Annotated in this window: 18 protein-coding genes and 1 pseudogene; 9 read left to right on the forward strand and 10 right to left on the reverse strand. The window is 74.0% G+C overall.

Translation table 11 applies throughout. The annotated features are described in order from the left end of the window. Nucleotides 1-3 precede the first annotated feature (3 nt). The 3 genes and pseudogenes from ACQPZO_RS21810 to mraZ form a co-directional block, all read right to left on the reverse strand. Nucleotides 4-606, reverse strand: a complete 603-nt coding sequence (locus ACQPZO_RS21810; protein ID WP_433343553.1) for a hypothetical protein — start codon at nt 604-606, stop codon at nt 4-6. Then, nucleotides 603-1,702: pseudogene (gene rsmH / locus ACQPZO_RS21815) on the reverse strand (16S rRNA (cytosine(1402)-N(4))-methyltransferase RsmH). Before rsmH ends, ACQPZO_RS21810 begins: the two are co-directional and overlap by 4 nt. A 206-nt stretch (nt 1,703-1,908) precedes the next feature. After that, nucleotides 1,909-2,340 (reverse strand): division/cell wall cluster transcriptional repressor MraZ, encoded by a 432-nt coding sequence (gene mraZ, locus ACQPZO_RS21820; protein WP_433343554.1) that lies wholly within the window; start codon nt 2,338-2,340, stop codon nt 1,909-1,911. A 355-nt stretch (nt 2,341-2,695) separates the two neighbouring features. Between mraZ and ACQPZO_RS21825 the strand changes: the two genes are divergently transcribed. From ACQPZO_RS21825 to ACQPZO_RS21835, 3 genes are read left to right on the forward strand one after another with little or no spacing between them, the layout of a single operon-like run. Beyond that, nucleotides 2,696-3,943 (forward strand): MurT ligase domain-containing protein, encoded by a 1,248-nt coding sequence (locus ACQPZO_RS21825; RefSeq protein WP_350885135.1) that lies wholly within the window; start codon nt 2,696-2,698, stop codon nt 3,941-3,943. Beyond that, nucleotides 3,933-4,652 (forward strand): type 1 glutamine amidotransferase, encoded by a 720-nt coding sequence (locus ACQPZO_RS21830; protein WP_433343555.1) that lies wholly within the window; start codon nt 3,933-3,935, stop codon nt 4,650-4,652. The genes ACQPZO_RS21825 and ACQPZO_RS21830 overlap by 11 nt, the downstream gene beginning before the upstream one ends. Further along, complete coding sequence (locus ACQPZO_RS21835; RefSeq protein ID WP_433343557.1) at nt 4,649-5,362, forward strand: TVP38/TMEM64 family protein; 714 nt, start codon at nt 4,649-4,651, stop codon at nt 5,360-5,362. Before ACQPZO_RS21830 ends, ACQPZO_RS21835 begins: the two co-directional genes overlap by 4 nt. 66 nt (nt 5,363-5,428) lie before the next feature. On the opposite strand, the gene ACQPZO_RS21840 is transcribed toward ACQPZO_RS21835, so the two are convergent. Both ACQPZO_RS21840 and ACQPZO_RS21845 read right to left on the reverse strand, forming a co-directional pair. Then, a complete protein-coding gene (locus tag ACQPZO_RS21840; RefSeq protein ID WP_433351142.1) occupies nt 5,429-6,085 on the reverse strand; it encodes a response regulator in 657 nt (218 codons plus the stop codon). Then, complete coding sequence (locus ACQPZO_RS21845; RefSeq protein ID WP_433343558.1) at nt 6,082-7,302, reverse strand: sensor histidine kinase; 1,221 nt, start codon at nt 7,300-7,302, stop codon at nt 6,082-6,084. The genes ACQPZO_RS21840 and ACQPZO_RS21845 overlap by 4 nt, the downstream gene beginning before the upstream one ends. Nucleotides 7,303-7,435: 133 nt before the next feature. Between ACQPZO_RS21845 and ACQPZO_RS21850 the strand changes: the two genes are divergently transcribed. After that, nucleotides 7,436-8,350 (forward strand): ABC transporter ATP-binding protein, encoded by a 915-nt coding sequence (locus ACQPZO_RS21850; protein ID WP_433343559.1) that lies wholly within the window; start codon nt 7,436-7,438, stop codon nt 8,348-8,350. Then, on the forward strand, nt 8,347-9,201 hold the full coding sequence (locus tag ACQPZO_RS21855) for a hypothetical protein (RefSeq protein WP_433343561.1): 855 nt from the start codon (nt 8,347-8,349) through the stop codon (nt 9,199-9,201). The genes ACQPZO_RS21850 and ACQPZO_RS21855 overlap by 4 nt, the downstream gene beginning before the upstream one ends. Nucleotides 9,202-9,414: 213 nt before the next feature. Here the strand turns inward: ACQPZO_RS21855 and leuS are convergent, their stop codons facing one another. Next, nucleotides 9,415-12,252 carry a leucine--tRNA ligase gene (leuS, locus tag ACQPZO_RS21860; protein WP_433343563.1) on the reverse strand — a complete coding sequence of 946 codons (2,838 nt, stop codon included), beginning with the start codon at nt 12,250-12,252 and terminating at the stop codon, nt 9,415-9,417. A 544-nt stretch (nt 12,253-12,796) separates the two neighbouring features. On the opposite strand from leuS, the gene ACQPZO_RS21865 reads away from it, so the two are divergent. The 4 genes from ACQPZO_RS21865 to ACQPZO_RS21880 all read left to right on the forward strand — a co-directional run bounded on the left by ACQPZO_RS21865 (nt 12,797) and on the right by ACQPZO_RS21880 (nt 19,293). Continuing rightward, nucleotides 12,797-13,852 carry an AAA family ATPase gene (locus tag ACQPZO_RS21865; RefSeq protein ID WP_433343564.1) on the forward strand — a complete coding sequence of 352 codons (1,056 nt, stop codon included), beginning with the start codon at nt 12,797-12,799 and terminating at the stop codon, nt 13,850-13,852. Nucleotides 13,853-13,854: 2 nt separating this feature from the next. Further along, nucleotides 13,855-15,153: a DUF58 domain-containing protein gene (locus ACQPZO_RS21870; protein ID WP_433343566.1), complete on the forward strand. Its 1,299-nt coding sequence runs from the start codon at nt 13,855-13,857 to the stop codon at nt 15,151-15,153. Nucleotides 15,154-15,271: 118 nt separating this feature from the next. Further along, entirely contained in the window at nt 15,272-17,740 is a 2,469-nt protein-coding gene (locus tag ACQPZO_RS21875; protein WP_433343567.1) for a transglutaminaseTgpA domain-containing protein, read from the forward strand. 626 nt (nt 17,741-18,366) lie between these two features. After that, complete coding sequence (locus tag ACQPZO_RS21880) at nt 18,367-19,293, forward strand: polysaccharide deacetylase family protein (protein WP_433343569.1); 927 nt, start codon at nt 18,367-18,369, stop codon at nt 19,291-19,293. A 178-nt stretch (nt 19,294-19,471) separates the two neighbouring features. On the opposite strand, the gene ACQPZO_RS21885 is transcribed toward ACQPZO_RS21880, so the two are convergent. The 4 genes from ACQPZO_RS21885 to ACQPZO_RS21900 form a co-directional block, all read right to left on the reverse strand. Further along, nucleotides 19,472-19,867: a DUF3040 domain-containing protein gene (locus ACQPZO_RS21885; RefSeq protein ID WP_117668892.1), complete on the reverse strand. Its 396-nt coding sequence runs from the start codon at nt 19,865-19,867 to the stop codon at nt 19,472-19,474. 115 nt (nt 19,868-19,982) lie between these two features. Continuing rightward, nucleotides 19,983-21,242, reverse strand: coding sequence for a DNA polymerase IV (locus tag ACQPZO_RS21890; RefSeq protein ID WP_433343571.1), 1,260 nt, complete (start codon nt 21,240-21,242; stop codon nt 19,983-19,985). Nucleotides 21,243-21,291: 49 nt separating this feature from the next. Then, on the reverse strand, nt 21,292-22,551 hold the full coding sequence (locus ACQPZO_RS21895; RefSeq protein WP_433343572.1) for an alkaline phosphatase family protein: 1,260 nt from the start codon (nt 22,549-22,551) through the stop codon (nt 21,292-21,294). Continuing rightward, a complete protein-coding gene (locus tag ACQPZO_RS21900) occupies nt 22,548-23,315 on the reverse strand; it encodes a methyltransferase domain-containing protein (RefSeq protein WP_433343574.1) in 768 nt (255 codons plus the stop codon). Before ACQPZO_RS21900 ends, ACQPZO_RS21895 begins: the two co-directional genes overlap by 4 nt. Between the last annotated feature and the right edge of the window lie 12 nt (nt 23,316-23,327).

Consider the following 23,327-nt stretch of genomic DNA (forward strand, 5'->3'; position numbering starts at 1 on the left):
CGGTCAGCCTCCCGCGCCCTGCTGGCTGGTGACCGAGGGCTGGCCGTTGGCCGGCTGCGGCACGCCGATGATCCGGCCGTCCGGCAGTCGGATGTACGCCGGCTCCTCGGCCTCGACCATGCCCAGCCGCTTGGCGGCGGCGGTGAGGCTGCCGGGGGCCTCTGCGGCGGCGATCTCCTTCTCCAGCTGCTGCTGGTCCACGTCGAGCTTGGCCTGCTGCTGCTGGAGCCGCTCCAGCCGGAAGGAATTCTCGTTGATCTTGGTGTTGACCAGCAGGATGCCGAGCACCCCGCCGACGACCAGCACCAGAATCAGCGCGACGAAGGGCGCCCGCGGCACCGTCACCGGCGGCGGCGGAGCGACCCGCAGCCGTGGTGACGGGGTCGCCGCCGGACTGGTCCGCTCGGCCGGGCGCAGCGCGGCGCTGCCGTTGGTCGGGAACTCGCGCGCCCCCCGGGCGCGAGCCTCCCCCTGCCGGTCGAACCGGCCGGCCCCCGCCGCCGGAACACCGGTCCGCGTGGTCCGCTGCGCCGCGGTCCGGCCCCCCGACCGCGGTGCGCGCTGCCCAACGCCGGTGTCCCGGCCGTCGCGCTTGTCAACGTTCATCTTCCCTCCCCCTCTTCGTCCGTCCCTGCCCCTCGCCCCGCGCCGGCCTCGGATCCGCCGATCCCGCCGACCCCGGTTGGTGCATCGCCCTGACCCGCCGGCGGTACCGTTCGCGGTCGGCCCGCCCCTGCTGCTCCGCCTCCGGGTCGATTCGTTCCGCGGCCCGCAGGCGCACCGAGGCGGCGCGCGGGTTCGCGGCGACCTCCTCCTCCCCGGGCAGCTCCGCACCCCGGCTGAGCAGCCGGAACGTCGGAGCCGAACCGGGAAGTTCGACCGGGAGGTCGACCGGGCCCTTGCTACGGACCCGGTCGGCGAGGGCCGCCTTGGTGAGCCTGTCCTCCAGCGAGTGGTAGGACAGGACCACCATGCGACCACCCACGGTGAGCGTGTCGAGAGCAGCTGGCAGCGCCGTCTCCAGCGCTGCCAGCTCCTTGTTTACCTCGATCCGTAAAGCCTGAAACGTTCTCTTGGCCGGGTGTCCGCCCGTCCGTCGGGCTGCTGCCGGGATGCTCTCCCTGACCAGTTCGGCCAGCCGCGCCGACGAGGTGATCCGGGCCCGCTCGCGCTCCCGGAGGATCGCCGAGGCGACCCGCACGGCGAACTTCTCCTCGCCGTACACCCGCAGCACCCGGGCCAGGTCCGGGTGGGGATAGCTGTTGACCACCTCCTCGGCGGTCACCCCCCGGGTCTGGTCCATCCGCATGTCCAGCGGGGCGTCCTGCGCGTAGGCGAACCCGCGGTCGGGCGCGTCCAGCTGGAGCGAGGAGACGCCCAGGTCGAACAGGATGCCGTCGATCGCCGGGTAGCCGAGCCGGCCCAGCACCTCGGGCAGCTCGTCGTAGACGGCGTGCTCCAGGTGGACCCGGTCGGCGAACCTGGCCAGCCGGACCCGCGCGTGGGCGAGGGCCTCGGTGTCCCGGTCCAGCCCGATCAGCACCGTGCGCGGATGCCGTTCCAGCACCGCCTCGGCGTGACCGGCCAGCCCCAGCGTGACGTCGACGTGGATCGTGCGGTCGCCCCTGTCCAGCGCGGGGGCCAGCAACTCGAGGCACCGCTCGAGCAGCACAGGCACGTGCGTGCCGCGAAGCTCCCCCATGTCGACCCCCACTTGGCTTGAACCGTCCGTTTCTCTCCGCGCCTGCCGTCGCCACGACGCCTCCGTCGTACCGCCAGATCCCCATCCGCTCCCGCCCGCCGGAGGCCGCGGCCCTCCGATGAGATCGTGCGCCTGGCACCGGGGAAGGGGTGCCAGGAACTCGAAAGCGGCTGGAGATCTCGCAGTACGTCGGGCGCCGTCACGCCCTACAGACCGCCCGGCAGCACCCCCTCCTCGATGTCGGCGAAGTCGTCCTCGCTCTCGGAGAGGTAGGCCTCCCAGGCCGCCTTGTCCCAGACCTCCACCCGCGTGCTCGCCCCGATCACCACCAGGTCCCGGTCGAGCCCGGCGTACCCCCGCAGGTGGGGCGGGATGGTGACCCGGCCCTGCTTGTCCGGGACCTCGTCGTGCGCGCTGGCGAAGAAGACCCGGCTGTACGCCCGGGCCGCCTTGTGCGTCATGGGTTGCGCGCGCAACTGGTCGGCGATGCGCTGGAACTCGGGCATCGGGAAGACGTAGAGACAGCGATCCTGCCCTTTGGTGATCACGACACCCCCCGCCAGCTCATCCCGGAACTTCGCCGGAAGGATCAACCGGCCCTTGTCGTCCAGGCGCGGAGTGTGGGTGCCGAGAAACACCGGCCCAACCCCCTCGCCCATTCAGCGGCGTTCGCGGCGCCGCTTCCCCCCGGGCCGGTGGGCCCTACCGACCTCACCATTGGGCCCCACTCTACTCCACTTCCCTCCACCTGCAACCAGAATCGCCCGCACGGCGCGGCGTTTCGGAACGCAAAACCGCACGTCAGAGGGGGTGGAGCGGAGTGGAGGGCCCGAGCGCCCCCACCCGGGCGTCCACTACCCGACATAGATCGACTCCATCCGGTCGAGCGCGCGCTGACCGTCCGCCGGACACCCCCGGCCGAACGGTTCGCCGTCGGCGGCGATCTGGCGGGGGCGGCGGTCCGGTAACCTCGCTCGCGTGACGGACGCGAAGATGCCCCTGCGGGCGAAGGTGGCCAGCTCGGTGTCGCGGACCGCCGCGGCGCTGTCGAGAGCCGCAGGTCGTGGTGACGGTTCGGTCATCGGCGGCTGGATCGGCCTGAAGATCGACCCGGACCTGCTCGCCCACCTGTCTGCCGGACGTGCCATCGCGCTCGTCTCCGGCACCAACGGCAAGACGACCACCACCCGGCTGGCCGCCGCGGCGGTCGGCGTCCTGGGCCGGGTGGCCACCAACTCCTTCGGCGCCAACATGCCCACCGGCCACACCTCGGCGCTGGCCAAGGCCGGCAGCACCCCGTACGCGGTGCTGGAGGTCGACGAGCACTACCTGGCCCAGGTCCTGGAGGCCACCGAGCCGCACGTGGTGGCGCTGCTCAACCTCTCCCGGGACCAGCTCGACCGGGCCAAGGAGGTCGCCATGATGGCGCAGCTCTGGCGGGCCGCGCTGATCAACCACCCGGACGTGCGGGTGGTGGCGAACGCCGACGACCCGATGGTGGTGTGGGCCGCCACCCCGCCCGGCGACCCGGCCCGCGGCATCCGGCCGCCACACGTCACCTGGTTCAGCGCCGGCCAGCGCTGGCACGACGACTCGTGGGTCTGCCCCGAATGCGGCCACACCATCCAGCGCTCCGGCGAGCAGTGGTGGTGCAGCGGCTGCCCGCTGCGTCGCCCCGGCCCGCAGTGGACGGTGGAGGACGACGGCGTGCTCGACCCCACCGGGGCCTGGCACAAGGTGACCCTCCAGCTCCCCGGCAAGGTCAACGTGGGCAACGCGGCGACCGCCCTGGCCGTCGCCGCCGAGTTCGGCGTGCGCCCGGTCGACGCGGTCTCCCGGCTGGGCTCCGTCACCTCGGTCGCCGGCCGCTACGCCCAGGTCGACCGGGACGGGCGCAACATCCGGCTGCTGCTGGCGAAGAACCCGGCGAGCTGGCTGGAGGCGTTCGAGATGGCCGACGTGGCCCCGACGCTGCTGTCCATCAACGCCCGGGACCCCGACGGGATGGACACCTCCTGGCTGTTCGACGTCGACTTCGCCCCGCTGCGCGGCCGGCAGGTGCTGATCACCGGCGACCGGGCGTACGACCTGGCGGTCCGCCTCGACGTCAACGGGGTGCCGTTCCAGCACGTCCGGGCGTTCGCCGAGGCGGTCCGGGCCGTGCCACCCGGCCGCCTGGAGGTCATCGCCAACTACACCGCCTTCCAGGACATCCGAGCGGAGCTGGACCGTGTCAACTGAGAGCCTGCGTATCGTCTGGATCTACCCCGACCTGCTGTCCACCTACGGCGACCGGGGCAACATGCTGATCCTGGCCCGCCGGGCGCAGCAGCGCGGGATGCCGGTGGAGGTGCTGGAGGTCCGCTCCGACCAGCGGCTGCCCGCCACCGCCGACATCTACCTCATCGGCGGCGGCGAGGACGGCCCACAGGCGCTCGGCGCGCAGCGGCTGCGGGCCGACGGCGGCCTGCACCGGGCCGCCGCCCAGGGGTCGGTGGTGTTCGGCGTCTGCGCCGGCTACCAGCTCCTCGGCACCTCGTTCTTCGCCAAGGGCGTCCAGTGCACCGGGCTGGAGCTGCTCGACCTCTCCTCCGACCGGGGCCCGAGCCGCGCCGTCGGCGAGCTGGCCGGCGACATCGACCCCCGGCTCGCCGTGCCGGCGCTCACCGGCTTCGAGAACCACGGCGGCCGGACCCACCTCGGCCCGGGGGTGTCCCCGCTGGCCCGGGTGACCACCGGGGTCGGCAACGACGGCGCCACGGAAGGCGCGTGGCGGGGCAAGTTGCTCGGCACGTACTCGCACGGCCCCGCCCTGGCCCGCAACCCCGCCCTGGCCGACCTGCTGCTGCGCTGGGCGACCGGCGCGCACCAGCTCCCGCCGCTGGACGACACCTGGGCCGACCGGCTCCGCGCCGAGCGCCGCGCCGCCGTGGCCGCCGCCCGGGCATGATCCAGGCCGTCCGGCGGCTGCTGAAGCAGCCGTCGGCGCGGCGGTTCGCCCTCCTGCTGCTCCTGCTCGCCGGGTTTGCGGTGCTGCTGGCGGTGCTCCCCCGGCCCGAGATCGCGGCGCTGCCCCGGCTCGCCGACGGCCTCGGCGGGTACGCCCCGGTCGCCGCGATCGTCGGCGGGGCGCTGCTACTGGTCGCCCTGGTGCCGCGCACCTTCGTCACGCTCGCCATCGGCGCGATCTTCGGCCCCCTCGAAGGCGCGGCGTACGCGCTCGGCGCGGCGCTGCTGGCCGCCGCGCTCGGCTTCGCCGTCGGCCGGGTGCTGGGCCGGGAGTTCGTGGCCGAGCGGGTACGCGGCCGACTCGCCCGCCTCGACGGCTGGTTCACCCGGCAGAGCGTGCTAGGGGTGGCCACGGTCCGACTGCTCCCGATCTCCGGGTACGGACTGGTCAGCTACGGCTACGGCACCACTGGCGCCCGGGTGCTGCCGTACCTCGCCGGTAGTGTCCTCGCCTCCGCGCCGACGGCGTTCGGCTACGCGGCGCTCGGCGCGGCCGCCACCACGCCGGGCGACATCAACTGGTACGCCGCCGCCCCCGCCGCCCTGGGCCTGATCGCCAGCGCCGTGCTGCTGTCCCGCTGGTGGCGCGCGGAGCGCCGCAGAGCCGCCACCCGTCGATCTTGCAGTTACGGCCCCGACACTGCGCCCTAAAGGGACGAAACGAGGGCCCTAACTGCAAGATCGACGGAGTTGGGGGTGGTGGGGTGGGGGGTGGGGTTAGGGGGTGGGGGTGGTTAGGTTTGCGTCGTAGGCGGCGATTACCAGGTGGACTCGGTCGCGGGCGCCTAGCTTGGTGAAGAGGCGGGCCACGTGGGCCTTGGCGGTGGCCGGGCTGATCACCAGTTGAGCGGCGATCTCGGCGTTGGACAGGCCACGGCCGACGAGGGTAAGCACCTCGCGCTCCCGCTCGGTGACGCCGTCGAGGGACCGGGTCGGGGCGGCCGGGGTGGGCCGGCGGGCGAACTCGGCGATGAGCCGGCGGGTGACTGCGGGAGCGATCAGCGCGTCCCCGGCGGCGACCACCCGGACCGCGCCGAGGATGTCGTCCAGCGCCATGTCCTTCACCAGGAAGCCGCTCGCGCCGGCGCGCAGCGCGCCGTGCACGTGCTCGTCGTCGTCGAAGGTGGTCAGCACGAGCACGCGGGTCGGGCCGCCGTGCGCGACGATCGCCCGGGTGGCCTGGATGCCGTCCATGCCGGGCATCCGCAGGTCCATCAGCACCACGTCCGGCACGACCTCGCGGGCCAGCCGCACCGCCTCGGCCCCCGTGGCCGCCTCGGCGACGACATCGAGGTCGGGGGCGTCGGCGATGAGCACCCGCAGGCCGGCGCGGATCAGTGGCTGGTCGTCGACGAGCAGCACCCGGACGGTCACCGGTCCCCCGTCCCGGCCCGCCATCCGACCGGCGCCTCGGCCACCGGTGGCACCGGCAGCCACGCCGCCACCCGGAAGCCGCCCTCGGGGCGCGGCCCGGCGTGGAACCGGCCGGCGGCCAGGGCGACCCGCTCGCGCATGCCGACGAGCCCGTGCCCCGCACCGCCCACCGCGCCGCCCCGGCCGTCGTCGACGACCTCCACCGCGACCTCGTCGGGGCCGTGCGTGACGGTGACCCGGCACCGGTCGGTGCCCGCGTGTCGTACCACGTTGGTGAGCGCCTCCTGGACGATCCGGAACGCGGCGAGGTCGAGGTCGGCCGGGACGGGCCGCCGCTCGCCGCACTGCCGCAATTCCACCCGCACCCCGGCGTCGGCGGCGGCCGAGACCAGCCGGTCGAGGTCGTCCAGCCCCGGCGTCGGATCCAACGACGCCGACTCCGACTGCGGGCGGCGCAGCGCGCCGAGCGTACGCCGCAGGCCGGCCAGGGTGTCGCGGCTGGTCGCCTCGATGGTGGCCAGCGCGGCGCGGGCCTGCGCCGGCTGGGTGTCGATGACCCGGGCCCCCACGCCGGCCTGGATGGCGATCACCCCGATGCTGTGGGCGACCATGTCGTGCAGCTCGCGGGCGATGCGCAGCCGCTCGGCGGTGACCGCCTCGGCTGCGGTGTGCGCCCGGACGGCCTCCGCGTAGCCGCGCCGGGCCCGCACCGAGTTGCCGACCGTCCACGCCGTGACGACCGCCAGCACGGAGAGCGTGGCCCGGCTGAGGGGGTCGCTGGCCGGGTTCACGAAGGCAGCGGCGATCTGCACGGCGAGCGCCCCGACGGCCACCGGCGCCGAGACGCGGCGGGACCGGTTCGCCGCGATCAGCCCCACCACCAGGTCGATCGCAATGAACTGCAGGTACCAAATGTCGGTCAGGTAGCCGGGTTCCGGGACGTTGACGACGACGGTGACCATGCACGCCGCGACGATCATCAGCGCCAGGGCGAGCACCGGCCGGCGCCGCAGCAGGCCGGCGGGCAACCCCACGGCCAGCAGCGGCACCAGGTAGCGCTCCGCAATCCACCAGTCGCCGAACCCCACTCCGCCCCGGCTCGACGCCATCGGCAGGGCGAGGAGCAGGGCGACCGGCAACAGCGCGACGCCGGCCCAGGGCAGGGCCGCCCGCGCCGGCCACGAGGCGCGGCGCGACAACGGCACGGTCGGGTCCATGTCGCCCACGGTAACCAGCCGGCCGCCGCCCGGGCATCGGCCCACGGGCGTACGCCCCGGGGCTGAGGCCCCGCCGCCCGTTGTGGCCGCCGGGGCGACGCCTCGCCGGCCGCCGCCCGGCAGCGTGGGGCAGGTGATCGAACTTCGAGCCCTGACGAGACGGTACGGCCGCACGACGGCCGTCGACGACCTCACCCTGACCGTGCGTCCCGGCCACGTCACCGGCTTCCTCGGGCCCAACGGGGCCGGCAAGTCCACCACGCTGCGAATGATCCTCGGGCTCACCGCGCCGACCAGCGGCACCGTCACGGTGGACGGGGTCCGGTTCGCCGACCGGCCGCGCGGGCTGCGCCACGCCGGCGCGCTGCTCGACGCCGGTGACGTGCACGGCGGGCGCAGCGCCGGGGCCCACCTGTCCGCCCTGGCCCGCAGCAACGGCATCGCGCGCACCCGGGTCGACGAGGTGCTGCGGGACGTGGGGCTGGCCGGCGCCGCGCGGCGACGGATCGGCGGCTTCTCACTCGGCATGCGGCAGCGGCTCGGCATCGCCGCCGCGTTGCTCGGCGACCCGCCGGTGCTGCTCTTCGACGAGCCCTTCAACGGCCTCGACCCGGAGGGGGTCCGCTGGGTGCGGGACCTGTTCCGGCGGCTGGCGGCGCAGGGGCGCACGGTCTTCGTCTCCAGCCACCTGATGAGCGAGATGGAGCACTGCGCCGACCGGCTCGTGGTGATCGGCCGGGGCCGGCTCATCGCCGAACAGAGCCTCGCCGAGTTCGCCGCCCGGAGCACCCGGGCCAGCGTGGCCGTCCGGACGCCCGACCCGACGACGCTGGCCACCGTGCTGGAAGCCGAGGGTGCGGACGTCCTCCCGGCCGACGCCGGGGCGCTCGTCGTGACCGGCCTGCCGGCCGCCCGGATCGGCGACCTCGCGCTCGCCCACGGCATCGGGCTGCACGAGTTGACCACCCGCACCGCCTCGCTGGAGGAAGCCTTCATGGAACTCACCGCCGACAGCGTCGAGTACCTCGCCGGGGAGGGGACCCGATGACCGCCGTGACCGAGCTGACCCGCCGACCGACGGTGACCGACGGCCCGGCCCGCTTCCGCGACCTGCTGGCCGCCGAGTGGATCAAACACTGGTCGCTGCGGTCGAACCGCTGGACGCTGCCGCTGGTCTTCCTGTTCGTGGTCGGGGTCAGCGTCAATGCCAGCCTCGCCGACCACCGGAACTGGCCGTCGTACACCGAGGGGCGGCGGGAGATGTTCGACCTGTACGGGCCGGTGCGCGACGCCTTCCCCGAGGCCGGCTACCTGCTGCTGATCCTCGCCTCGGCCACCCTCGGCGCCCTGACCGTCGTCGGCGAGTACCAGAGCGGGCTGATCCGGACCACGTTCGCCGCCGTGCCCGCCCGGCGGGCGGTGGTCGCGGCGAAGGCCGCCGTGCTGGCCGGGGTCATGCTCGCCTTCGGCACGGTCACCGCGTCGACCTCGTTCTGGGTGTCCCAGGCGATCCTCGCCGACCGGAACGCCGGCTGGTCGATCGGCGAGCCGGGGGTGCTGCGCGCCGTCGTGGCGAGCGCCGTGCTGGTGCCCGTGTGCGCGCTGGTCGGGATGGGTCTGGGCGCGCTCACCCGGCACGCCGCCGCAGCCGTGTTCGCAGCCACGACGGTGCTCGTGCTGGCGCCGCTGCTGGTCGACAGCGACGAGCACCGGTGGATCGCCGAGCTGTACAACGCCCTGCCCCTCGCCGCCTGGCTGCGACTGATCGAGGTGCACCCCGACATCATCAACCCGGACCCGTACCCGGCCACCGTCACCGGCTCCTGGCTGACCCTCGCCGCCTGGTCCCTGGCCGCGACGCTGGCGGCGATCACTCTCATCCAGCGCCGCGACCCGTAACCCCCCACCCCACCTGCCCTTGCCCCGCCCGCCCGGCCCGGTCCGCCCGCCCGGCCCGGTCCGCCCGGTCCGCCCGGTCCGCCCGGTCCGCCCAAAATCACGGAAAGAGTGGCATCCACGCGTGGAATGGCCACTCTTTCCGTGAATCTGTCGCCCCAGCCCTCGCTCCCGCTCCCGCGACGGCGGGGCGGGACAGGGCGGGGGCGGCGGGGGTCAGGCGACGACGGAGACCATGCGGCCCTTGATGACGATGACCTTGCGGGGTTCCTTGCCGGCCAGGGCGGACGCGACCGCCTCCAGGGCCGCCACGCGGACCGTCTCCTCGGACGCGTCGGCGGAGACCTCGACGCGGCCGCGGACCTTGCCGTTGATCTGCACCGGGTACGTCACCGTCTCGGCGACCAGCAGCGCCGGGTCGGCGACCGGGAAGTCCGCGTACGCCAGCGAGGCGTCGTGGCCCAGCCTGCGCCACAGTTCCTCGGCGACGTGCGGGGCGAACGGCGCCAGCATCAGCACCAGCGGCTCGGCCACCTCGCGGGGGGTGGCCGGCAGCCGGGTCAGCGCGTTGGTCAGCTCGATCAGCTTGGCGATCGCGGTGTTGAACCGGATCCCCTCCATGTCGCCGCGGACCCCGTCGACCACCTTGTGCAGCAGCCGCCGGGTGGCCTCGTCGGCCGGGGCGTCGGTGATCCGCAGCTCGCCGGTCTGCTCGTCAACGACGGCCCGCCAGACCCGCTGCAGGAACCGGTACGACCCGACGACCGCCCGGGTCTCCCACGGGCGGGACACCTCCAGCGGGCCCATCGACATCTCGTACACCCGGAAGGTGTCCGCGCCGTACGCGGCGCACATGTCGTCGGGGGTGACGACGTTCTTCAGCGACTTGCCCATCTTGCCGTACTCGCGGCGCACCTCCTCGTCGCCCAGGAACCAGGCGCCGTCGCGCTCGACGACCTCCTCGGCCTGCACGTAGGAGCCCCGGGGATCGACGTACGCGTACGCCTGGATCATGCCCTGGTTGAACAGCTTGCGGTACGGCTCGAACGACGAGACGTGGCCCAGGTCGTACAGCACCTTGTGCCAGAAGCGGGCGTACAGCAGGTGCAGCACGGCGTGCTCGGCACCGCCGACGTACAGGTCGGTGCCCCCGCAGTCGCCCTCGGCGCGCGGGCCCATCCAGTAGCGCTCGTTCTCGGCGTCGACGAACCGGCCGGAGTTGGTCGGGTCCAGGTAGCGCAACTCGTACCAGCAGGAGCCGGCCCACTGCGGCATCACGTTGGTCTCCCGGGTGTACCGCTTCGGCCCGTCGCCCAGGTCCAGCTCCACCTCGACCCAGTCGCGCCGGCGCGACAGCGGGGTCTCCGGGTTGCTGGCGGCGTCGTCCGGGGCGAACGTCTTCGGGGAGAAGTCGTCCACCTCGGGCAGCTCGACCGGCAGCATCTCCTCCGGCAGCGCGATGACCGCCCCGGTCTCGTCGTACACGATGGGGAACGGCTCGCCCCAGTAGCGCTGCCGGGAGAACAGCCAGTCGCGCAGCCGGTAGGTGACCGCGCCGGTGCCGTGCCCCTCAGCCTCCAGCCAGGCGATGATCGCCGCCTTGGCGTCGGCGACCCCCAGGCCGTTCAGGTCCAGGCCGCGCTCGGGCACGGCGCTGTTGATCGCGGGGCCGTCCCCGGTGTACGCCTTGCCGTCGAAGCCGTCGGCCGGCTGCACGGTGCGCACGATCGGCAGGTCGAAGACCTCGGCGAACGCCCAGTCCCGCTCGTCCTGCGCGGGCACCGCCATGATCGCGCCGGTGCCGTAGCCGGCCAGCACGTAGTCGGCGATGAAGATCGGGACCTGCCCGCCGGTGACCGGGTTCGTGGCGTACGCGCCGACGAAGACGCCGGTCTTCTCCTTCGTGTCGGACTGCCGCTCCACGTCCGTCTTGGCCGCTGCCGCCTTCCGGTACGCCTCGACGGCCGCCCGGGGGCCGGTGTGCCCGCCGGTCCAGGCTTCCTTCGTGCCCTCCGGCCAGGCCGCCGGCACCAGCGCGTCGACCAGCTCGTGCTCGGGGGCCAGCACCATGTAGGTGGCCCCGAAGATCGTGTCCGGTCGGGTGGTGAACACCCGCACCGGCTCGACGGCGGTCGGGAAATCGATGTGCGCCCCTTGCGACCGGCCGATCCAGTTGCGCTGCATCAGCTTGATCGGCTCAGGCCAGTCCAGCGTGTCCAGGTCGTCCAGCAGCCGGTCGCCGTACGCGGTGATCCGCATCTTCCACTGCTTCAGGTTCCGCTTGAACACCGGGAAGTTGCCCCGGTCCGAGCGGCCGTCGGCGGTGACCTCCTCATTGGCCAGCACGGTGCCCAGCCCCGGGCACCAGTTCACCGGCGCCTCCGAGACGTACGCCAACCGGCGGTCGTCGACGATCCTCCGCCGCTCGGCGACGGTCAGCTCCGCCCAGGGGCGGCCGTCCGGGGTGGGCCGGGTGCCGCCGGCGAACTCGGCGATCAACTCGGTGACCGGGCGGGCCTTCTTCGCGTCCTGGTCGTACCAGGAGTTGAAGACCTGCAGGAAGATCCACTGGGTCCAGCGGTAGAAGTCGGTGTCGATGGTGGCCACCGAGCGGCGGTCGTCGTGGGCCATTCCCAGCCGACGCAACTGCTCCTTGTACCGGGCGATGTTCGCCACGGTGGTGGTGCGCGGGTGGGTGCCGGTCTGCACGGCGTACTGCTCGGCGGGCAGCCCGAACGCGTCGAAGCCCATCGCGTGCAGCACGTTGCGCCCGGCCATCCGCTGGTAGCGGGCGAAGCAGTCGGTGCCGATGTACCCCAGCGGGTGCCCGACGTGCAGGCCCGCCCCCGACGGGTACGGGAACATGTCCAGCACGTACAGCTTCTCCGCGCCGGCCCTCGGGTGGTCGGGGTCGGCCAGCGGGCCGGTCGGGTTCGGGGCGTGGAAGGTGCCCTCCCGCTCCCAGGTGTCCTGCCAGCGCCGCTCGATCTCGTCGGCCAGGGCCGCGGTGTACCGGTACGGGGGGATGTCGCCCGCCGGTGCTGCCTCACTCATGGTGTCTCCTCGCTTCGCTCGTCGCCGCCGGCCACGCCTCGGCCGGGCTGGGTGCTGACCTCGCTCGGCGCGGTCATGTCGTCTGGGGAGTGCGCCGCCCGCCGCGCGGCGGCGGGGACCCGTGCCGCCCGTCGCCGGAGCGGGCCCGACCGGCGGAGGGCACAAAAAAGCCCCTCGCGCAGGAGGGGCCGCCGTGCTGTCGCGCGTCAGCGCATCAGCACGGCCCGGTAAGAAGCAGGAAGACTCCGGCCATGTCGGGGAGTGTACCCCGCGGGCCGGGCGCGCGCGTCGCCCGCCTCAGGGAGGCGCGGCCCCTCCACCGACGGCGCGGACTCTGTTCCCCCGGGTGACTCCCCCGTCCGGCGAATATTCAGGGCGTAACCGGCCGAGTTCCTGCGGGAGTCGGCGATCGGGACAAACATGGTTAGCCTGAGGGGCCTGTGAGATTTCTGCGGCAGACGAGAAGATTTGTTCCCGCTGCGAACCCGACGGCGGGTCCAGGTGCTCTGTACAGAGCTGCCGTTCGGCGACGAGGAGGAGGCCCGTGACACAACAGACCTGGGACGAGGTGGGCGGTCTGCTGCCGCACGACGAGTTCCGCACCGCCAGCGAGGCCATCGTGGCCAACATCGAGCAGGTCATCGAGGGCAAGACCGCCACGATCCGGCTCGCCCTCGCCGTCCTGCTCGCCGAGGGCCACCTCCTCATCGAGGACGTCCCAGGTGTCGGCAAGACCAAGCTGGCGAAGGCCCTCGCCCGGTCGATCGACTGCTCCGTGCGCCGCATCCAGTTCACGCCGGACCTGCTGCCCAGCGACGTCACCGGGGTGAGCGTCTACAACCAGGAGACGCACGACTTCGAGTTCCGGCCCGGGGCGGTCTTCGCCAACCTGGTCGTCGGCGACGAGATCAACCGCGCGTCGCCGAAGACCCAGTCCGCGCTGCTGGAGTGCATGGAGGAGCGACAGGTCACCGTCGACGGGGTCACCTACCAGTTGCAGACCCCGTTCATGGTGATCGCCACCCAGAACCCGATCGAGATGGAGGGGACCTACCCGCTGCCCGAGGCGCAGCGGGACCGGTTCACCGCCCGGATCGCCATGGGATACCCGGACCCCGCGGCCGAGCTGGCCATGCTGGACGGGCACAGCGCGGCCGACCCGCTCCAGGAGTTGGGGGCCGTCTCCGACGCCGACACGGTCCGCCGGCTGATCGCCACGGTCCGCGAGGTGCACGTCGCCGACGCAGTGAAGCAGTACGCGGTCGACCTGGTCACCGCCACCCGGGAGGCTCCCGACCTGCGACTGGGCGCGTCCCCCCGGGCCACCCTCCAGCTCCTGCGCACCGCGCGGGCCGTCGCCGCCCTGGAGGGCCGCGACTACGTCCTGCCCGACGACCTCCAGGCGCTCGCGGTGCCGGTGCTCGCCCACCGGATCATCCCGACCGCCGACGCCCAGCTCGCCCGGCGCACCACCGACGCGATCGTGTCCGAGCTGGTGCACCGGCTCCCGCTGCCGCACGACCGCCAGCGCTCCCCGTACGACAACCGGCCCACCGGTGAGGGCAACGGCCGAGCCACGTACGAGCCGCGGAGGCGATGACCGTGCGCGAAGGGCTCCGGGGCCTGACCACCCGCGGCCGTTCCTTCCTGGCCGCCGCGCTGGCCGCGGGCGTCTCCGCCGCCATCCTCGGCGAGAAGGACCTGCTGCGGGTGGCGGTGCTGCTGGCCGCTCTGCCGCTGCTCGCCGCCGCGTACGTCGGGCGCAGCCGGTACAAGCTGGCCGGCAACCGGTCCCTGGAGCCGCACCGGGTGCCGGTCGGGGCCAGCTCCCGGGTGGTACTGCGGTTGCAGAACATGTCCCGGCTGCCCACCGGCACGCTGCTGTTGGAGGACCGGCTGCCGTACGCGCTGGGCAGCCGGCCCCGGGTGGTGCTGGAGCGGCTCGGCGCGCACCAGGCCAGCTCGGTGGCGTACACCGTCCGCGCGGACGTGCGCGGCCGGTACGGGCTGGGCCCCCTGGTGGTCCGGTTGACCGACCCGTTCGGGCTGTGCGAGCTGAGCCGGGCCTTCCCCGGCACCGACCACCTCACGGTGATCCCGCAGGTCACGGCCCTGCCCTCGGTCCGGCTCCCCGGCGAGTACGCGGGCAGCGGCGACAGCCGGGCCCGCTCGGTGGCGGTGCACGGCGAGGACGACGCGGCGACCCGGGAGTACCGGGTGGGCGACGACCTGCGCCGGGTGCACTGGAAGTCGACCGCCCGCACCGGGGAGCTGATGGTCCGCCGCGAGGAGCAGCCCTGGGAGAGCCGGGCCACCGTCGTCCTGGACACCCGGGGGTACGGCCACCGCGGCGACGGGCCGACGGCGAGCTTCGAGTGGACCGTATCCGCGGCGGCCAGCATCGCCGTGCACCTGCGCCAGGCCGGGTACAAGCTGCGTCTGGTCACCGGCGGCGGCGCGGACGTCGACGCGACCGAGGGCGCCGGGGACGGGGTGCTCCTCGACCACCTCGCCGAGGTTCGGCTCGACGGGCGCGGCGAGATCACCACGCTGGTGCAGCGGGTCCGGCAGCGCGCCGACGGCGGCCTGATCATCGCGCTGTTCGGCTCGCTGAGCGCTGCCGAGGCCGAGCTGCTCGCCGGGCTGCGCGGCAACGGCGCCACCTGTGTCGGCTTCCTGCTGAACAGTTCCACCTGGCTGAACCTGCCGGCCCGGGCCCGGGCCGAGGCCGACCACGCGCACGGCACCGCCGCGCTCGCCCTGGTGCGCAACGGGTGGCGGGTGATCGGGGTCGACCACGGGGCCCGGCTGCCCGCGCTCTGGCCGCAGGCCGGCCGGGGCTCGCAGGGGTTCGCCCTACGGGCGGCGCTGGCCGAGACGGTCGCGGGCGGCGTGAAGTGACGCTCGGGCCGGGGCGGCGGATCGACGCTCCGGCTCGGGCGTGAGGTGACGCTCCCCGGGCGGGAGCACGCGAGCGGCCCGGCACGCCGGGCATGACACACACCGGAAGGGTGGTCCCGTGACCGCGACCCGCAACCTCGGCTTCGTGGCCGCCGGCGCGACCCTGCTCTCGGCGGCCCCGCTGTCGGCCATCTTCGAACGCTGGACCTGGCTCATCCAGGCCGCCATCGCGGTCGCGGTGGTGGCCGGGGTGGCGGCGTTGACCCGGCTGGCCCGGGCGCCGCTGTGGGGGCAGGTCCTGGGCATGCTCGCCGGGCTGGTGCTCGCGCTGACCTGGCTCTTCCCCAGCGGCGGGGAGCTGGTGGCGTTCCTGCCCACCCCGGCCACCTTCGCCCACTTCGGCGAGTTGGCCGGGGCGTCCGCGCAGGACATGCGCTCGTACGGGGTCAAGGTGCCCGACACCGACCCGCTGCTGTTCATCAGCGTGCTCGGCATCGGCGGGGTGGCGATGGTGGTGGACGTGCTCGCCGTCGGGCTGCGCCGCCCGGCGCTGGCCGGCCTGCCGATGCTCGCCATCTACTCGGTGCCGGTCGCGGTGTACATCGACAGCGTCCCCGCCGTGCCGTTCATGGTCGGCGCCGCCGGTTACCTCTGGCTGTTGGTCGCCGACAACGTCGACCGGGTGCGCCGGTTCGGCCGCCGGTTCACCGGTGACGGCCGGGACGTCGACGTGTGGGAGTCGTCCCCGCTGGCCGCCGCCGGCCGCCGGCTGGCCGTGGTGGGGGTCGCGCTGGCGGTGGTGCTGCCGCTGGCCGTGCCGGGGATGACCGGCGGGCTGCTCGACGCCCTCAGCTCCGGGACGGGAAACGGCACCGGACGCGCCGGCCAGGGCGGCAGCCCGGGCAAGGTCGACCTGTTCGCCGCGCTGAGCGGCGAGCTCAACCAGTCCGAGGTCGTCGAGATGGTGAAGGTGACCACCACCGAGCCGAGCCCGTTCTACCTGCGCTTCGGCGTTGCGGACAGGCTCCGGGCGGACGGCTTCCGGGAGAGCGACCCGACCGGCCGGCCGGTGAACCGGGGGCTGCCCGACCCGGCCCGGGCCGGGGAGGGCGTCGAGCAGCAGGAGTACCGGGCCACCGTCGAGGTGACGAAGAACTTCCCCATGCCCCTGCTGCCGGTCTACGGCGAGCCGGTGCGGACCGAGGAGCTGGGCGGCAACTGGCTGTACGACCCGGCCCTGCAGCTGATCTTCTCCAAGCGGGACAACGCCCGCGACAAGCGCTACTCGTTCGACTACGTCCGGTCGACGTACAGCCCGACGGCACTGCGCCGCGCCCCCTCGCTGCCGGCCGACCACCCCGTCCGGGTCCAGCAGACCGAGACCCCGCCGGTGTCGCAGGTGGACACCCTGGTCTCGGACCTCGTCCGGGGCAAGCGCACCGACTATGACAAGGTGCGGGCGATCTACGACTACTTCTCCTCGGACAACGGCTTCACCTACAGCCTGACCACCAAGGGCGGCACCAGCGGGCAGGACATCGTCGACTTCCTCAACAACAAGGCCGGCTTCTGCCAGCAGTACGCGGCGGCGATGGCGTGGCTGGTCCGAGCGGCCGGCATCCCGGCCCGGGTGGCGTTCGGCTTCACCAACGGCACCGGCCGCACCGGCGAGGGGTACGTGCTGACCAACCGGAACCTGCACGCCTGGACGGAGGTCTACTTCGACGGGATGGGCTGGGTGCCCTTCGACGCCACCCCGGCGTACGGAGTGCAGGGCTCGACCCGCTCGGCGTGGGCCCCGGACACCGACGCCCCCGAGTCCGTCACCCCCGAATCCGGCGCTCCGAGCGCCCCGGGCGACAACGGCCCCTCCCCGGAGGCCGCCGGCCCGGACGCCGCCGACCGGGACACCGACGCGGGGCTGGCCGTCGGGGCCGGCGACCCCACCCGGCAGGCACCCGTCTGGCTCTGGTGGACGGCGGGCCTGCTCGCCCTGCTCGTCCTGCTCGCGGTGCCGGCACTGCGCCGGGCTGCGCTGCGTCGACGCCGGGGCACCCGGGTCGCGGCGGCCCCGAAGGCGACCATGGTGGACGCCGGCACCGGCCGGGACGGGGTCGAGCGGGCGATCGTGGTCGGGGTGGATCCCGCCCGGGCCCGGGCAACAGCGCACGCGGCCTGGGACGAGCTGCTCGACACCCTGGTCGACTACCAGGTCCGGGTGGACCGGACGGAGACCCCCCGGGCGACGGCCGAGCGCCTGGCCACCGACGCGCTCACCGAGGACGCCTCCGCCGCCGCGGCGGCCCGGCTGCTCGGGCGCGCCGAGGAGCGGGCCCGCTACGCCCGGGACCCGCTCGCCGGTGAGGACCTGACTCCGGCCCTGCGCAGCGTCCGCGGCGTACTCGCCGCCCGGGCCGACCGGCGGACCAGGCTGCTGGCCGCCGCGCTGCCCCCGTCGGTGCTGCTGCGCTGGCGGACGGCGGTGAGCGACACGTCCTCGCGGTTGGTGGCCACCGCCGGCGACGTCCGGTACCGGCTGTTGCGCTGGAGCCCCCGCCGCCTACTGGCCTCCCGCACCGGCCGCTGACCCACCGATCAGACCACCACTCCCATCCGTCGGCCAGGCGCAGGACGTCGAGGCTCGCCGCCGGCGACCGGCGCAGCAGGGTCGCCAGCAGCTCGTGGCCCAGCGGCCGGTTGCGGACCTCCGCCGCCGCCACCCGGTCGGCGCTCACCAGCGCCTGGCCGGCGGTGGTCAGGTCGCCCGTCTGCATGAACCCGCTCGCGGCGTCGAGCAGGTAGGCCGCCCGGCGCTCCGGCGGCAGCCGCCGGAAGGCGGTGCCTTCGATGAGCTGCTGATGCGCGGCGAGGTCAACCGCTACGCCGCCCCGCACAGCGGGCAGTCGGGCGGCGGCCTGACGAATGCCTTCCGGGCGGTCGGGGACCTGCCCATCGGCCCCTATGGAGCTGCCCCGTTTGTGCTCCCACTCCACCGACAGCACAAACGGGGCAGCTCCAAAGGAACCAACGCAGGGCACGCCGACCCGGCAAAGGCCGATGGCGTCGGCAGCGCGCGCATCCCCTGGGCCTGCCAAGCCGGAGACCCTCACGACTTTGCCGGGGCCCTGTCCCGGGGGGGGGTGCTCTGACCGCCCGAGTTCAGCAGTTTGAGCGCGGCGAAAATGGGATGGACCGGCTCCTGATACTTGGCACATGAACGGACCTGTTCTGGGCGCGGGGTCGGGCACATTCCCGGCGCGGTCGAGCGAGTTGCTGGGTTTTCCACCGGATGCCCGGCTGCTCATCGTCAATCTCGACGACTTCGGGATGTATCACGCGGTGAACGCTGCGGTGGTGCGCTCGATCGAGGAAGGGATCGGTAGTTCCTGCAGCCTGATGGTGCCGTGTCCGTGGGCTGTACACGCCATGCGCTTGCTGCGTGAGCGTCCGGAGATCCCGTTCGGGATCCACCTCACGCTGGTATGCGAAATGACCGACTACCGCTGGCGGCCATTGACCTCTAGAGCAGAAGTTCCATCGCTGCTCGACGAAAGTGGCGAGTTGTTCAGCGCCGCGCGGATTCCCGAGTTGATGATCCGGGCCCGGCTTGAAGAGGTCGAGGTCGAGTTCCGTGCCCAGATCGAATCCGTGCTGGAGGCCGGACTGAGGCCGACCCATCTGGATTGGCACTGCGTAGCCGACGGCGGACGTGCTGACATCTTCGACCTGACAGTGGCCCTGGCTGAAGAGTACGGGCTCGCGGTAAGGGCCTGGCTGGAGCCGGCCCGCCGGAAGATCCGTCAGCGGGGCCTGCCGGTCGTCGATCATGATTTCTTGGACAGCTTCGCCCTGGACCTGGACAGCAAAGCCGCCAAGTACGCGCAGTTGCTGCGTGAGTTGCCCGTGGGATTGAGCGAATGGGCCGTGCACCCCGGCCTGGGGGACGCCGAGGCGCAGGAAATCGATTCCGGCTGGCGGGTACGTCGTACCGACTACGACTTCCTGACCTCCTCCTACGCCCGCGAACTCCTCGAACAGCAGCGGATCACCGTGATCGATTATCGGGCGATTCAGGAGGTCTGGTCGCGGTCCCGGTACACCGACAGATCAAGCGGTCAGCAAGATCCGGTTGCGGAGTAGGTCGAAGTTGGCGCGGCCGAGGCACCGGCGGCACAGAGAGAACCCGGTTGCCTCTCGGCGGCCGGAAAGGCCCGCGCGGGATCGGCGCGGGCACGAAACAACGGCCCGTCGTCGGACGGGCCGGAGTCCGGCGCGGCCCCGCCGGGCGGCGGGACCGGGGATCAGTGGAGGGGCCGGGTCAGCGGTGCCCCTCCGGGCGCTGCCGCCACCGGTCCTCCATCCGGTCCAGGAACGACGACCGCCGGCCTGACCGCCCACGCGGACGGCGCCGACTGGTCGTCCCGCCGACCACGTGCAGGTCGGGGGACTGCGCCCGCCGGTGCGACTGCACCGCATACGCCGCCGAACCCAGCATGACGACGAAACCCGCCACCGCGAGCGGTGGAGTCTTGATCACCGCACCGTAGACCAGCAGGGCCAGCCCAACGATGATCGCGCCGGCAGCGACGAGCAGGCGACGCCGCGCATGGAAGCGCGGATCGCTGGCACGCACGGCCGAGGCGAATTTGGGGTCCTCGGCAAGCGACCGCTCGATCTGCTCGAACAGCCGCTGCTCGTGCTCCGAGAGCGGCACGGCACTCCTCCCCGGTCACGTGGGTCGGCCCGGGCGGGCCGATAGACCGTGGCAGCCAACCGGCTGCTTACCGCCAAGTCTACGAGGGGGGTCGCGCGTCGGAAAGCGGGACGACCTATGGGCCGGGTGGATTTTCATTTCGCCCTCGGTCGCGACGACGAAGCAGACTCGCCGGACCTATGACGGACCGCCCGAAACGGGCAGCCGCGGCGTCCGCGGCCGCCTCCGCCTCCCGCCAGCCGCGCTCGGGGGCGCCGAGGGTGAGCTGCTGCGGGGTCTGCTCCGCCGGCGCGAGGCCCTCCAGCCGCACCCCGACGAGGCGGATCCGCTCGCCGGGGTCAAGAACGGTGTAGAGCGCCCATGCGGTGTCGAAGATCTCCCGGGCCGTGTCGGTGGGGACGCCGAGGGTGCGGGAGCGGTTGACCGTGCGGAAGTCGGCCATCCGCACCTTGATCGACACCGTCCGGCCGACCTGGCCGGCCCGGCGCAGCCGGACGCCCACCTTCTCGGCGAGGGCCAGCAGCGCCCGGCGGATCTCCAGCGGGTCGCCGACGTCGACGTCGAAGGTCACCTCGGCGCCGATCGACTTCTCCACCTGCTCCGGGGTGACCCGGCGCGGGTCCCGCCCCCAGGCCAGCTCGTGCAGGTGGCCGGCGGCCGCCGTCCCGACCGCCTTGCGGAGCATGCCGAAGGGCGCCTCGGCCAGGTCACCGACGGTGTTCAGCCCCAGCCGGCACAGCGTCTCGGTGGACCGCTCCCCCACCCCCCAGAGCGCGGAGACGGGCAGCGGGTGCAGGAATTCGAGCACCCGGTCGGCGGGCACCACCAGCAGCCCGTCGGGCTTGGCGCGGGTGGAGCCGAGCTTGGCCACGAACTTGCTCGGCGCGACCCCCACCGAGCAGGTCAGCTCCTGCTCCCGCTCGACCCGGGCGCGGATGCGCCGGGCGATCTCGGCCGGTGCACCGAAGAGCCGGCGGGCGCCGGCCACGTCGAGGAACGCCTCGTCGAGCGAGAGCGGCTCGACCAGCGGGGTGACGTCCCGGAAGACCTGCATGACCGCCCGGGAGGCCGCCGTGTACTGCGCGAAGTCGGGCGAAAGGTAGACCGCGTGCGGGCAGAGCGCCCGGGCCCGCCCGGTGGGCATGGCGCTGCGGACGCCGTACCGTCGGGCCTCGTAGCTGGCGGAGCTGACCACGCCGCGCGGCCCGACCCCGCCGACCACGACGGGCCGGCCGCGCAGCTCGGGGCGGCGGCGCACCTCGACAGAGGCGAAGAAGGCATCCATGTCGACGTGCAGGATCGGGCAACCGGAGTCGTCGCCGTCGGGCCCGAAGCGCGGGTCGCCCCCGCGCGGCAACGACTGACTGCGGCCCATCCCCGCAGGCTAGCCCCCGGGTACGACACCCCGGGGACCGCACGGCGGCTCAGCCGCGGACCACCAGCAGCGGGATCGTCATCTCGGCAGCCGTGTCCGCCCCGTGGTACGCCACCAGGCGCGACTCGATCGGGTTCTCCGACCGGGTGGCCACCACCGCGGACGTGCCCCGGCAGACCACCACCACGTCGCCGACCCGGCGCAGGTGCTCCTCCGACACCGGGCCGAACCAGCCGGTGGCCACCGCCTCTCCCCGGTGCAGCACCCGGGCCGCGTCGCCGAGCACCGCCGACCAGGCCGCCACCACGTCGTCGGCCGCGCCGGGCTCGACGTGCAGGTAACGGACCCGGGGTTCGCCGGCCAGCACCCGCACCCCGGCCCGCAACCCGGGGTCGGCGTCGAAGTCGACCCGGTCCGCCACCGGCACGTCGAGCTGGCCGTGATCGGCGGTGACCAGCAGCGCGGCGTCCTTCGGGAGGCCGTCGACCAGCCGGGCGAGCAGCCCGTCCACCACGGCGGCGGCGACCCGCCACGGCGCGGAGTCGACCCCGCTGAGGTGGCCGTGCCGGTCCAGGCCGGGGTGGTAGCCGGAGACCAGGGTCGGCCCGGTCCCGGCGGCCAGCGCGGTGAGCATCGCGGCGGCGAGCGCCTCGGCGTCGGCGGCGCCCCGGTAGTCGCCGCCCCGGTTGGCGGCCAGGGTGAGGCCGCTGCCGGCGTACTCGGGACGGCTCACCACGGTCACCGCGACCCCGGCGGCGCGGGCCCGCTCGAACTGGGTGGCGACGGGCTGCCAGCGCAGCGGCTCCGGGTCGCCGGTCCACTCGATGTGGCTGAGCACCCGGTCGGTGTCGGGTACCCGGACCTTGAAGCCGAGCACCCCGTGCGCGCCGGGGGCCACGCCGGTGCCCAGGGTCACCAGGCTGGTCGGGGTGGTCGACGGGAAACCGGAGGTGAGCGGGCGGCCGACGGTCGCGGCCAGCCCGGCCAGGGTCGGGGCGTACGGGGCGGCGGTGGGGATCTGGTACCAGCCGAGCCCGTCGACCAGCAGCACGGCGACCCGCCGCACCCCGGCCAGTCGGGGGGCCAGCCCGAGCAGGTCCACGGCCCCCGGCACCCCGAGCACCGCCAGCGCGCTGGGCAGCACGTCGGCCAGGCTTCCGCCGCCGTACCGGGGCGCGACCGGCTCCAGCTGCGCGACCGGGAACTCCGTCCCCGGCGCAGAGCGGGCCGGCGCGACCGGGAACTCCGGCCCGCCCGACGGTGCCGGGCGGGCCGGATCGCCGGGCGGGGGCAGCACGGGCCTGGTCATACCGGCCGGCGCGCGAACAGATGCAACTGGGCGGCGAGGTCCCGGTACGGCGGCCGGGCGGCCAGGGCCCGCTCCAGCTCGACCAGGGCGGCCGGTTGGCCGTCCGCGACGGCGGCGGGGAGCAGGTCGGCCAGGACGCGTACCCCGTGGATCTCCTCGACCGCGAGGCCCCCGTCGGTGAGCAGCGCCGCGGCGCGGTCGGCGTCGTAGCGCCGGCGCAGGGTGTCCCGGGGGCCGGCAGCGCCGGCCGGGTCGGCGGCCACGGCGGCAGCCAGGTCGAGGTGGCCGTTCATCGCCCGGCCGAGCACCGCGGCGGCCTGCCCGGCGACCAGGACGCTGGCCGCGCCGCCCGGGCGCAGCGCGGCGACCAGCGCGGCCACCACCGGCGCGGGGTCGTCGACCACCTCCAGCACGGAGTGGCAGAGCACCAGGTCGACGCTCGCCGGCTCGACCAGCCCGGCGAGCGCGTCGCCATCGCCCTGCACGGCGCGTACCCGGTCGGCGACGCCGGCCTCGGCGGCCCGACGCGTCAGCGCGGCGAGGGCGTCGGGGCTGGCGTCGACCACGGTGACCCGGTGCCCGGCCTGGGCCAGCGGCACGGCGAACCCGCCGGTGCCGCCGCCGACGTCGAGGACGGTGAGCCGGTCATCGGCGCGGCGGTCCAGTTCGGCCCGGAGCACGGACCAGATGACGGCGGTACGGGGGGTCAACGGCGGGCCGGTGAGCCGGCCACGGGTCTGCTCCACGCGGTCGAGCCTAGTCACCTGGTCCAGCCG

The organism is Micromonospora sp. CA-111912, from assembly GCF_050948415.1.
Taxonomy (GTDB): domain Bacteria; phylum Actinomycetota; class Actinomycetes; order Mycobacteriales; family Micromonosporaceae; genus Micromonospora.